Raw genomic sequence first — 12,158 nt, forward strand, 5'->3', positions numbered from 1 at the left:
GAGCAAATGAGCAGCAAGAAAATGGCCCGCAAGGCGCGCTTACTGCGCTGGGCGATGAATTTTTATCCGCCGTATCTGGGCGCTGGCGTGCGTGTGCGGCACATCAGCGACAACTTCCAACAGGCCCGCGTGAAGATGGGGCTTGGCTGGTATAACCGCAATTATGTCGGTACCCAGTTTGGCGGCAGCCTGTATTCGATGACCGACCCGTTCTTTATGTTGCTGGTAATGGAGAACTTGGGCCGCGATTACATTGTCTGGGACAAGGCCGCCAATATTGATTTCATCGCACCGGGCAAAGGCCCGGTGTATGCCGATTTCAGCATTGATAACCACCTGCTTGACGATATTCGTGCGCGCACCGCCGATGGCAGTAAATACCTGCCGCAGTTGCAGGTCGAGGTGCGCGATGCTCAGGGCACGCTGGTCGCCCGCGTTCACAAGACACTCTACGTGCGGCTCAAGCAGCGCGTTCAGCAAGCGGCTTAAGGAATACACATGCAAGCTGATCTGATTATCGTCGGCGCCGGAATGGTAGGCAGTGCATTGGCATTGGCGCTGCGAGACAGTGGTCTGGAAATTCTTCTGGTCGATGGGGGAGACCTCAGCGTCAAACCTTTCGCGCCCGGCAGCGCCTTTGAGCCGCGGGTGAGCGCGTTGTCTGTGGCCAGTCAGCGGATTCTTGAACGCCTTGATGTATGGCCCGCAATTGCTGCACGGCGCAGCAGTGCCTACCGCGATATGCAGGTCTGGGATGGTTCCGGTACCGGCAATATTCATTTCAGTGCGGCCAGCGTGCATGCCGAAACGCTGGGGCATATTGTCGAAAATCGGGTGGTGCAGGATGCGCTGCTTGAAGGATTGCTTGAGAGCAATATTGGTCTGCTCGCTAACTCGCGACTGGCGCAAATGCGCCGCTCGGGTGACGACTGGCTGCTGACACTTGAAGACGGCCGCGAATTGCGGGCTCCGCTGTTGATCGCTGCCGATGGCGCCAACTCGACGGTGCGTCGCTTTGCCGGTTGTGCAACGCGCGAATGGGATTACCTGCATCACGCTATCGTCACCAGCGTGCGCTGCTCCCAGCCGCATCAGGCGACGGCATGGCAGCGTTTTACCGATGACGGTCCGCTGGCTTTTCTGCCCCTGCATGCACCGGCTGACTCGCCGATGGCGGGGGAAAACTGGTGTTCGATTGTCTGGTCAACCACGCCGGTTGAAGCCGAGCGGCTGATGGCGCTCGATGATGCCCAGTTCTGTGTCGAGCTGGGCAAGGCCTTCGAGCATCGCCTTGGCACGGTAGAGCATGCCGATCGGCGCATGTGTATCCCGCTGCGCCAGCGCCACGCCAAACGCTATATCGAGCCCGGTCTGGTGCTGGTCGGCGATGCCGCGCACAGCATTCATCCGCTGGCGGGTCAGGGCGTCAATCTGGGTTTTCTCGATGCAGCGGTATTGGCGCAAGTGCTGTTGCGCGCTCATGAGCGCGGCGAGTCACTGGCCGATGAGCGTGTATTAAGCCGCTACGAGCGTCGGCGCATGCCGCACAATCTGGCCATGATGGCGGCGATGGAAGGCTTTCAGCGCTTGTTTCAGGCCGACCCGTTGCCCGTGCGCTGGTTGCGCAACAGCGGTTTGAAGTGGGTCGATGATTTGCCTGAAGCCAAGGCATTGTTCGTCCGTCAGGCGTTGGGTCTGGTCGGGGATTTGCCCGATTTAGCGCGGCCCTGAGCGTCGCTGACAGGAAGTAATCCGCTGTTACACTTGCCAAATGTGGGTTTGTTGAGAATCTAGATGCAAGTAACTATCATTTGTGCCTGGCTTTATCACGACCTTAATAAAGAGGCAGGATTTCATGCAGCTTAACAAGCAACTGTTCGCCGCACTTTCACTCACAGCCTTTGCCGGCGCCGCCCAGGCAGCCGATGAGGTCGTGGTCTACTCCGCGCGTATCGACGAGCTGATTAAGCCTGTTTTTGATGCCTACACCGCCAAGACCGGTGTGCCAGTCAAGTTCATCACCGACAAAGAAGCGCCATTGTTGGCGCGCCTCCAGGCCGAGGGCGAGAATACTCCCGCCGACATGTTGATCACTGTCGACGCCGGTAACCTCTGGCAGGCCGAGCAGCAGGGTGTTCTGAAGCCGCTGAAGTCATCCGTGATCGATGCCAACATCCCGGCTCAGTATCGTTCCAGCACAGGTAGCTGGACCGGTCTTTCACTGCGCGCGCGGACTATCTTCTACTCGACCGAGCGGGTTGATCCTAAAGAGTTGTCGACCTACGAAGCTCTGGCCGACAAGAACTGGGAAGGCCGTCTGTGCCTGCGTACCAGCAAGAAGGTTTATAACCAGTCGCTGACAGCCACGCTGATCGAGACTCACGGCGCGGAAAAAACCGAAGAAATCATCAAGGGTTGGGTCAACAATCTGGCCACCGACGTATTTGCCGATGACACGGCTCTGCTGCAGGCCATCGACGCCGGGCAGTGCGATGTTGGCATCACCAACACCTATTACTACGGCCGCCTGCACAAAGACAACCCGAACTTCAAGGTCAAGCCGTTCTGGCCGAATCAGGCTGATCGCGGCGTTCACGTTAACCTTGCCGGCGCTGGCGTAACCCTTAACGCACCGCATCCTGAAGCTGCGCAGAAGCTGCTGGAGTGGATGACTGGTGAAGAAGCGCAGGGTCTGTTCGCTGGCCTCAATCAGGAATATCCGGCCAACCCGAAGATTGAACCGTCTGCCGAAGTTCAGGCATGGGGCACCTTCAAGGCTGACTCGATTCCAGTTGAAGTAGCGGGCAAGCGCCAGGCTGAAGCAATCATGTTGATGGATCGCGCTGGCTGGAACTAAAACGCAGCGCTTAACGGTTATACTCGACGCCCCGACTTTGTTCGGGGTTTCGTGTTTTTGTTCTGAGGATATTGCGTGTCTCATCCTGCCCAGCGTCGCTGGTATCCGCTGGCCTTTGCCGTTGCAGCATTGGTACTTCTGCCGTTAAGCGTACTGCTGTTGAGTTGGGGCGAGATTGACCGCGAGATCTGGTCGCACCTGTGGCAAACCCAAATGCCCCGGCTGATCGGCAACACCATCACCTTGGTGTTGGGCGTGGGTGTCGGCGTGACCCTGATCGGCGTGAGCCTGGCCTGGCTTACGAGCCTGTGCGAGTTCCCTGGACGACGCTGGCTGGACTGGGCACTGATGCTGCCATTCGCCATCCCTGCCTATGTGCTGGCCTTTGTTTTCGTCGGCTTGCTGGATTTTTCCGGGCCGCTGCAAACCCTGCTGCGCGAATGGTTTGGCAGTGGCCTGAGAATGCCCCGGGTGCGTTCAACCGGTGGCGTGATTATCGTGCTGGTGCTGGTGTTCTATCCCTACGTTTATCTTCTCGCGCGTAATGCGTTTCTGGCCCAGGGCAAGGGCTTGATGGAAGCCGCGCGGGTGCTTGGGCAAAGTCCCTGGCAGGCATTCTGGCGAGTGGCTTTGCCAATGGCGCGTCCTGCAATCGGCGCGGGGCTGGCGCTGGCCATCATGGAGACGCTGGCGGACTTTGGCGCGGTTTCGGTGTTCAACTTCGATACGTTCACCACGGCCATTTACAAGACCTGGTATGGCTTCTACAGCCTGACCAGCGCCACCCAGCTGGCCAGCGTGCTGCTGTTGGCGGTGATGCTGGTGCTGTATGGCGAGCGGCGTGCCCGTGGCGCTGTACGCCCGAGCAATGAGCGGCAGCGGGGCGCTGCGCTGTATCACCTTAAGGGCGGCAAAGCATTTGCCGCCAGCGCCTGGTGTGGCCTGGTCTTTACCTGCGCATTCGTTGTGCCGATGTTGCAGTTGCTCAGTTGGTTCTGGCAGCGCGGACGCTTCGATCTCGACGAGCGTTACACCGCGCTGATCCTGCATACCCTGTACCTTGGTTCGATAGCGGCTGTGCTCACCGTGTGCGTTGCCTTGATGCTGGCCTTTGCCCGGCGCATGACGCCCACGCGGCTGATGAATTCGACCGTCGGCTTGGCCAATCTGGGCTATGCATTGCCGGGTTCAATGCTGGCGGTGGCGATCATGCTGGCGTTCAGTTATCTGGATCGTGAAATGGTAATCCCGCTGTCCAATTGGCTGGGCGGCTCCGGCAAGCCTATTCTGCTTGGCAGCCTTGGCGCCTTGCTGCTGGCGTATCTGATTCGCTTCATGGCTGTGGCATACGGCCCGCTGGAGAACAGCCTGGCACGGATTCGCCCTTCACTCCCGGAAGCCTCGCGCAGCCTCGGTGTCGGCGGCGTTGGGCTGTTTTTCCGGGTGTACCTGCCCCTGCTGGTGCCCGGTGCTCTGTCGGCCGCATTACTGGTATTTGTCGATGTGCTCAAGGAAATGCCAGCTACGCTGCTGATGCGCCCGTTTGGCTGGGACACGCTCTCAGTCAGGGTCTTCGAAATGACCAGCGAGGGCGAGTGGGCTCGGGCTGCATTGCCGGCGCTGACACTGGTGCTGGTCGGCCTGCTACCGGTTGTCGGTTTAATCCGTAAATCGGCGCGACGATACGGCCAATAGACTCAGCTTAGAGTGAACGATTGTGCATCTCCACAAAGGTCGAGATGACCCGCCTCGACCTTGCGGCTACAATGCGCGCCATTCGCTGTGGCCTGCCATTTTCATCCGGCCGTTGAAGCGTGCCATGCAGCCTTATTTTTTAGCTGCATAAGCCTTTAGTACTTAGCCACAGCTTTGCCAAGCCCGGAAGGAGACACCCATGGGACAGCGCACAGTTTTGTACGATTTGCATTTGGCACTCGGTGCCAAGATGGTTGATTTCGGCGGTTGGGACATGCCGTTACACTATGGCTCGCAAGTTGATGAGCACCATGAAGTGCGACGCGATTGTGGTGTGTTTGATGTATCGCACATGACCATCATCGACATCGCCGGCGAGCAGGCCGAAGCGTTTTTGCGCTACGTGCTGGCCAATGATGTCGCCCGGCTTGAAGGTGTCGGCAAGGCCCTCTACAGCGCCATGCTCAACGATCAGGGCGGCATCCTTGATGACCTGATCGTCTACCGCACCGCGAGCGGTTACCGTCTGGTGGTGAACGCTTCTACCGGGGTCAAGGATCTCGCGTGGTTGCGTGAACATGGCAGCCGCTTTGCGGTTGAAATCACGCCCCGCTACGACCTGGCCATGTTGGCCATTCAAGGCCCGCAAGCGCGCGCCCGCTGTTCAGAGTTGGTGAATCAGGCGCGTGCGGCAATCATTCTGGCGCTCAAGCCTTATAGCTTCGTGAGTGAAGGCGAGTGGTTTATTGCCCGTACCGGCTACACCGGTGAAGACGGCCTTGAGGTGATTCTGCCGGCAGAGCAGGCGGTGCCTTTGCTCAACGACCTGATCGGCGCCGGTATCGCGGTCATCGGGCTTGGCGCGCGGGACACCTTGCGCCTGGAAGCCGGGATGAACCTGTACGGTCAGGACATGGATGACAGCGTCTCGCCGCTTGAAGCCAACATGGCCTGGACCATTGCCTGGGAGCCGGAGGAGCGCGACTTTATCGGCCGCACGGCCTTGCAGCAGCAACGTACCCAGGGCCTCGACAGCAAACTGGTCGGTCTGGTGCTGGAGGAACGCGGCGTACTGCGGGCGCATCAGGTGGTGAGAGTGGCCGAGGTCGGTGAAGGCGAAATTACCAGTGGCAGCTTCTCGCCAACGTTGGGCAAGTCGATTGCACTGGCGCGCGTACCGCTGGCCACCAGTGAGCGCGCAGAAGTTGAAGTTCGCGGCAAATGGTATCCGGTTCGCGTTGTAGCGCCGAAGTTCGTCCGCAATGGCAAACCGCTGATTTAACCGTTATACCTTGTGTAAGCTCAGCCTCAGGTAACACGTGGTCGAGCAATTTTTGGCATGCCAGGGAGCTGGCGCGGCCTGACTGTGGTAGCGTTTCAAGCAATCTTCTTTCGGTATGGCCAAGGCCTGCTAAATTTTCCAGACGGCCCGGTCGCCGTCACGTCTTACGAGGAACGACACATGAGCAACATTCCCGCCGATCTGCGTTACGCCGCCAGCCATGAATGGGCTCGCCTTGAAGCTGATGGCAGCGTCACTGTAGGTATTTCTGATCATGCTCAGGAAGCTTTGGGCGATGTGGTATTCATCGAGCTGCCAGAAGTGGGTAAGGCACTGTCTGCTGGTCAGGAAGCGGGTGTGGTTGAGTCGGTAAAAGCCGCCTCGGACATCTACGCACCGGTTGGCGGCGAAGTGATCGCCATCAACGAAGCGCTGGCAGACAGCCCGGAAAGCGTTAACAGCGATCCATACGGCAGCTGGTTCTTCAAGCTCAAGCCGGCGGACGCCAGCGAGCTGGACAAGTTGATGGACGCCGCCGCGTACGAAACCGCTGCGCAAGAGTAATCGTTAAAAATAAAACCCCGGCACTGTGCGGTGCCGGGGTTTTATTTTGTCTGCAGCAAACAGCGTTACAGCTCAGGCATTCAGGCCTGCGCGGCTTCGACCCGCAATATCACGCCGTCCTGCCCGATCACTCTGACCTTGCTGCCGCTGGGCATGTCGGGGCCGCTGACCAGCCACATCGAACCGCCTGCCTTGATCTTGCCGCGCCCGCTGCTGATGGGCTCGAACAACTCAAACTCCTTACCCAGCAATTCACTGCCGCGCATATTCAAGCCGGGTTGATCCGACGGTTTGGCAGCGGTGCGCTGGCGCTTCCACCAAAGCACAGCGCTCAGAATCGACAACACGGCAAACAGGATGAACTGCAGAGCCCACGGGGTTTGCGGCAGGAGAAAGGTGATCAGGCCAACGCCTGCGGCGGCAATTCCGACCCATAACAGGTAACCCCCGGCGCCAAAAACTTCAAAAATCAGCAGTACGGTGCCCAGCGCAAGCCAATCCCAAAACGTTAACTGGTGTAAAAAACTCAACATCATCAAGCCTGCTTGTCGCCGAAGGTTGCTTTGACAATTTCGCCGATTCCGCCCACCGAACCGATGATCTGGCTGGCTTCCAATGGCATCAGAATTACCTTGCTGCTGTCGGCGCTGGCCAGTTGGCCGAGTGCGTCGACATACTTCTGTGCGACAAAATAGTTAATCGCCTGGACGTTACCGCTGGCGATGGCTTCCGAGACCAGACGGGTTGCTTCGGCTTCGGCGGCTGCTGCACGCTCACGCGCTTCTGCTTGCAGAAAAGCGGCCTGACGTTCGCCTTCAGCTTCGAGGATCTGCCCCTGTTTCTTGCCTTCAGCGGTGAGAATAGCGGCTGATCGCGAACCTTCAGCTTCCAGAATCTGCGCACGCTTGAGGCGCTCGGCTTTCATCTGGCTGGCCATCGCATTGACCAGATCGGCGGGTGGGGTGATGTCCTTGATTTCGATGCGGGTGATCTTGATTCCCCACGGCGCGGTCGCTTCATCCACGGTACGCAGCAGGCGCTCGTTGATTGCATCGCGTTGGCTGAGCATGGCATCGAGTTCGAGCGAGCCGAGCACGGTGCGGATATTGGTCATCACCAAATTGCGGATCGCATGCTCAAGGTTGTTCACCTCGTAGGCCGCTTGCGCCGCATTGATCACCTGCGAAAAGCATACGGCGTCGATCTGCACGATGGCGTTGTCGGCGCTGATGACTTCTTGCGGCGGGATATCCAGCACGGTTTCCATCACGCTGAGCTTGTGGCCGATACGGTCGACCAGCGGCACGATGATATTGAGGCCCGGTTTCAGCGTGTTGGTGTAGCGGCCGAAACGCTCAACCGTCCATTGCGAGCCTTGTGGCACCACCTTGAAGCCCATAAACAGAATGGCGACCGCGAGGACGACAAACAGAATGATGACACTGCCGATTTCCATGTGGATGTTCCTTGTTGATCAGTGCTGACGGGGCGCATCTAAACACAGCTGAAAAAAGCCGGGCGTTAGCAACCTCGCGATTTCTTTCATGCGCGGCAGCAGATTGCTACTAAGTGCGCATTTGTGCCAAAAATTGCGCACTTACATCCCAGTCACTTGTGCTCACTCTGTGGCGTGACCCTTAAAACCTCGGTAATGGTTGTCAGTCCTGCGGCAACCTTTTGCGCACCGGATAAGCGCAGGCTGCGCATGCCTTCCTTGAACGCCTGACGGCGCAGGGCAACCAGATCGGTGTCTGCCGACAACATGGACTTGATTCCGTCGTTGAGCAACATGATTTCATACACCCCGGCGCGGCCCCGGTAACCCGTGTCGCGGCACTCAAGACAGCCAACAGCAGTGTGCGCACCAGTCGGTAGCGGCGCGCTCCACGGTTTGGTCAGGTTCTGCCAGTCTTCTTCGGCGAGTTCGACCGGCGCCTTGCAGTGCGGGCAAAGCGTACGCACTAAACGCTGAGCCATTACCCCGAGCAGCGTGGCCCGGAGCAGGTAATGCGGTACGCCCAGTTCGAGCAGGCGGGTGATGGCGCTTGGCGCATCGTTGGTGTGCAGCGTCGAGAGTACGAGGTGGCCGGTGAGCGCCGCCTGAATCGCCATCTCAGCGGTTTCCAGGTCGCGGATCTCGCCGACCATGATGATGTCCGGGTCCTGACGCATCAGGGCGCGCACGCCGCTGGCAAAGTTCAGATCGATATTGTGCTGCACCTGCATCTGGTTGAAGCTCGTCTCGATCATTTCGATCGGGTCTTCAATGGTGCAGACGTTGACCTCTTCGGTCGCCAGTTGTTTGAGCGTGGTGTACAGCGTGGTGGTCTTGCCGGAACCTGTGGGGCCGGTCACCAGAATGATGCCGTTGGGTTGGCTGGTCATGCTTTCCCAGCGGCGCAGGTCGTCTTGCGAGAAGCCCAACTGGTCGAAGCTTTTAAGCAGCACCTCGGGGTCAAAAATACGCATGACCATTTTTTCGCCGAATGCGGTCGGCAGGGTTGAGAGGCGCAGTTCGACTTCGCCGCCTTCTGGGGTTTTGGTCTTGACCCGGCCATCTTGCGGACGGCGTTTCTCGGCTACGTTCATCCGTCCCAGGCTCTTCAGGCGGCTGACCACGGCCATGGTGACCTGCGGCGGGAACTGGTAAACGGTATGCAGCACGCCATCGATACGAAAACGCACGCTGCCACGTTCACGACGCGGCTCGATGTGGATATCACTGGCGCGCTGCTGGAAGGCGTACTGAAACAGCCAGTCAACAATATTGACGATATGCGCGTCGTTGGCGTCCGGCTCCTGATCCTGATTGCCCAGATTGAGCAACTGCTCGAAGTTGCCCATGCCGCTGACTTTCATGTCTTGAGCGGTGGCGCCAGTGACTGACTTGGCCAGGCGATAAAACTCGACGGTGTAGCGTTGAATATCGCTCGGGTTGGCGACAACGCGCTTGATCGGCCGCTTGAGTACGTGGGTCAGGTTGGCTTCCCAACTGCTTACCAGCGGTTGCGCGCTGGCAATTGTGACCAGATCGGAGGTGGCCGATACCGCGAGAATCTTGTGCCGCTGGGCAAACGCGTAAGACATCAACGGCGTAACCGATGCAACATCAATCTTCAGCGGGTCGATGCGCAAGTAAGGTTGGTTGACGTGCTCGGCCAGCCAGACAGTGAGGGTTTCCAGGTCGAGCATCTTGCCGGGATGTTTGCCATCGGCAACTTGCTGGGCGGCCAGAAACTCCAGCGGATGCTGGTGGTTGTGGGTGGCGCTGCGGCGTATGGCCAGGCACTTCTCTGCGTCGTCCTGATCGATTCGACCCTGGCTGACCAGGTCGCGCAAAAGGTCGCCGAGGTCCAGTACCCGATCCTGGGTGGGGGTGGATAATGCCGACATGGGACTCCCTGCAGAAATTACGATGGCTCAAAGCGTGAGGCCAAGTATGCAGATTGTCTGCCTGCCCGGTCTAATTTTGTAGATTAGTCGAGCTATGTGCAGCTAACACAGCGGTTTTACTCGCAGCCGCGGGGGCTGCGGTAAAGGCCGCCGGCAGAAAACCGGCGGCGGGCAGGGGTTATTTAACCAGTTGGCGCCATGGCTTCAGGCTATTGAGTGCGATCGCCTGCGTTTGGCGATCAGCCAGAACTTCCTCGCTGATCGGGCTGGCGGCCAGTGCATAAAACTTGATCAGCTCACCGTACAGGCGGTCGACTTCGGCTACGTCGAGCACCCCACGCGCCAGTTTCAGCCAAGCCAGCAAACGCTCGATACGCGGCATTTGCTCGGCCAGATCTTCCGGCTGCTGCTGGTAGCGCTTGAGTTGCAGGGCCTGGCCTTCTTCGGCAAGCAGAGTTGGCAGCCAGTTGCCCAGAGGCGCTGCGCCCTGACGATTACCGCGGTTGTTGCGTGTGGCCGTCCAGCTGCGGGCCAGTAACCAACGCGACAGGTTCAGCGAAAACAGGCCCCAGCGGGTTTGCTTAAGTTCTTCTGCGAACATTTCAGGGGCCGCTTTACGCACCGCTTCGTCGTCCTGACCGGCCTGCAGGCGCGGGCGCCAGTCATTGAGCATGGCATCGAGCAGTTGGCGCAATTCGCTGCTGCTGGCGCGCGGAGCCGCCTGGCCAAGGCTGCCGAGCAGAGCACGCAAGTAAACCAGTTGTTCAAACCAGTCATTAAGCAAACGCCAGTGGCCGTTGAAGCGGTATTGCTCAGCCAAGCGCTGGCTACTGCCCAGCAGGTGCCAGGCCAGTGCAGCGAAGGCGTCATCAAGGCTTTGTTCGGCGTTCAGTTCCGGTGCCGGCAGGCTCAGGGAATAGCTGTCGGCATCGAACAGGCGATAGCCGCGCTCGGCTTTGCTGATATCGCACGGCATCAAAGGCAGGTCGGCTGCCAGTTCGGCGGCGAGTTCCAGCAGCGCTTGCGGTTCACCCTGGCGCAACTCAAGCTCCAGCTCGCAGATTTCTTCCTGCTGCTTGCCGGCAATCACTTTGCCGAGGTCGAGTGCGGCCTCGATAACCACTTTGCTCTTGCCACGGCCCCAGGCGATATCGGCGCGTTGGCGGGTGAAGTCGGTGGTGAAGATCGGCTTGAGCTGCTTTTTGTCGAGCTCGGCCAAGGCTTGCGGCCAGCAGGTGTCATCGAGTTTCTTGAGGTCGAGTTTGGCTTTATCCAGATGCCAGTCCCACTCATTACGCTCGGATAAACCCGCTACACTTTGACCTCGGGTTTTAAGCGTCTGAATGAAAGCATCGCCATCACGGCGTAAACGCAAAGCGACTTTCGCCTGAGCCAGGTCACGATCAGGCGTGTCGAAGTACTGGTTTAATAGCTCGCGAGGCTCCCAACCGCTCTTGTTGCGCTTTTTCAGCAACGGATGATCTTGCAGAGCAATAAGGGTTTCGCGGCTAACCCGCAGCTTGATTTCAGTTTCTTTGACCATGATGGTGTTTTTTTGCGCCTACTATGAATTTGTGACAGGCCGATGACCGTGCTGGCGAGCTGCCGGACTGATCCGTATACTTGCCGCCTTCTTAAATCAGGGGTCCACCCTATGCCAATCAATCCGTTTGTAAGCCTGTTCGGTCGTTCACCCATCGGACCGATGCAGCAACACATCGCCAAAGCCCACGAGTGCGCGGCGAACCTTGTGCCCTTCTTTGAAGCCGTTATGGCGGAAGACTGGACCAAAGTTGAACAGGTACAACAGGACATGGCTCGGCTCGAAAATGAAGCCGACAAACTCAAGAAAAGCGTGCGTCTGCACCTTCCAAAGAATTTGTTTTTGCCAGTGCCCCGTTCGGACTTGCTTGAACTGCTCAGTGTACAGGACAAAATCGCCAACCGTGCCAAGGACATTGCCGGCCTGATGCTCGGCCGCAGCATGACCATCCCGGCGTCCCTGCAGCCTGAGATGCTTGCCTTCGTGCGCCGCTGTGTTGAAGCCAGCGCGCAAGCCCTGAAAGCCATGAAAGAACTCGACTCGCTGCTCGAAGCCGGCTTCGGCGGCCGCGAAGCTATGCTGGTTGAGTCCATGGTCATGGAGCTTGAAGAAATCGAGCGTGACACCGACGTGATGCAGATTTCGATCCGTCGTGCGCTGTTTAAACTGGAAAAGGACCTTCCTGCAGTCGACGTGATGTTCCTCTACAAGGTCATCGAGTGGCTGGGTGATGTGGCTGACCGCGCAGAGCGTGTCGGTAACCGACTGGAGCAGCTGCTGGCGCGCTAAGCGCCAGTGTTCTTTCTGGATTAACGGAATTATTT

At 58.5% G+C, this 12,158-nt stretch carries 11 protein-coding genes; 7 read left to right on the forward strand and 4 right to left on the reverse strand.

All coding sequences use genetic code 11. The annotated features are described in order from the left end of the window. Positions 1 to 6 precede the first annotated feature (6 nt). The 6 genes from BM395_RS06975 (at position 7) to gcvH (ending at position 6,398) form a co-directional block, all read left to right on the forward strand. Positions 7 to 489, forward strand: a complete 483-nt coding sequence (locus BM395_RS06975) for a DUF4442 domain-containing protein (protein WP_069898441.1) — start codon at positions 7 to 9, stop codon at positions 487 to 489. Positions 490 to 498: 9 nt separating this feature from the next. After that, positions 499 to 1,731, forward strand: a complete 1,233-nt coding sequence (locus tag BM395_RS06980) for a 2-octaprenyl-3-methyl-6-methoxy-1,4-benzoquinol hydroxylase (RefSeq protein WP_170860559.1) — start codon at positions 499 to 501, stop codon at positions 1,729 to 1,731. Between the two features lie 124 nt (positions 1,732 to 1,855). After that, a complete protein-coding gene (locus BM395_RS06985) occupies positions 1,856 to 2,857 on the forward strand; it encodes an extracellular solute-binding protein (RefSeq protein ID WP_090510080.1) in 1,002 nt (333 codons plus the stop codon). 75 nt (positions 2,858 to 2,932) lie between these two features. Continuing rightward, complete coding sequence (locus BM395_RS06990; RefSeq protein WP_090510082.1) at positions 2,933 to 4,552, forward strand: ABC transporter permease; 1,620 nt, start codon at positions 2,933 to 2,935, stop codon at positions 4,550 to 4,552. Positions 4,553 to 4,751: 199 nt separating this feature from the next. Further along, entirely contained in the window at positions 4,752 to 5,834 is a 1,083-nt protein-coding gene (gene gcvT / locus BM395_RS06995) for a glycine cleavage system aminomethyltransferase GcvT (RefSeq protein ID WP_090510086.1), read from the forward strand. 180 nt (positions 5,835 to 6,014) lie between these two features. After that, positions 6,015 to 6,398 (forward strand): glycine cleavage system protein GcvH, encoded by a 384-nt coding sequence (gcvH, locus tag BM395_RS07000; protein ID WP_069898436.1) that lies wholly within the window; start codon positions 6,015 to 6,017, stop codon positions 6,396 to 6,398. Between the two features lie 80 nt (positions 6,399 to 6,478). Here the strand turns inward: gcvH and BM395_RS07005 are convergent, their stop codons facing one another. From BM395_RS07005 to BM395_RS07020, 4 genes are all read right to left on the reverse strand, one after another. Then, positions 6,479 to 6,931 carry an NfeD family protein gene (locus tag BM395_RS07005; RefSeq protein ID WP_090510366.1) on the reverse strand — a complete coding sequence of 151 codons (453 nt, stop codon included), beginning with the start codon at positions 6,929 to 6,931 and terminating at the stop codon, positions 6,479 to 6,481. 2 nt (positions 6,932 to 6,933) lie between these two features. After that, on the reverse strand, positions 6,934 to 7,854 hold the full coding sequence (locus BM395_RS07010; RefSeq protein ID WP_090510089.1) for an SPFH domain-containing protein: 921 nt from the start codon (positions 7,852 to 7,854) through the stop codon (positions 6,934 to 6,936). Between the two features lie 152 nt (positions 7,855 to 8,006). Then, the gene (gene tfpB / locus BM395_RS07015; RefSeq protein WP_069898434.1) at positions 8,007 to 9,791 is read right to left on the reverse strand and encodes a type IV pilus assembly ATPase TfpB; all 1,785 of its coding nucleotides are present in this window, start codon (positions 9,789 to 9,791) and stop codon (positions 8,007 to 8,009) included. A gap of 178 nt (positions 9,792 to 9,969) precedes the next feature. Then, on the reverse strand, positions 9,970 to 11,334 hold the full coding sequence (locus tag BM395_RS07020; protein ID WP_090510091.1) for a CYTH domain-containing protein: 1,365 nt from the start codon (positions 11,332 to 11,334) through the stop codon (positions 9,970 to 9,972). Positions 11,335 to 11,445: 111 nt separating this feature from the next. Between BM395_RS07020 and BM395_RS07025 the strand changes: the two genes are divergently transcribed. Next, entirely contained in the window at positions 11,446 to 12,123 is a 678-nt protein-coding gene (locus BM395_RS07025; RefSeq protein ID WP_069898432.1) for a TIGR00153 family protein, read from the forward strand. Positions 12,124 to 12,158: the final 35 nt, after the last annotated feature.

The sequence above is a fragment of the Pseudomonas marincola genome, from assembly GCF_900116605.1.
GTDB classification, from domain to species: domain Bacteria; phylum Pseudomonadota; class Gammaproteobacteria; order Pseudomonadales; family Pseudomonadaceae; genus Aquipseudomonas; species Aquipseudomonas marincola.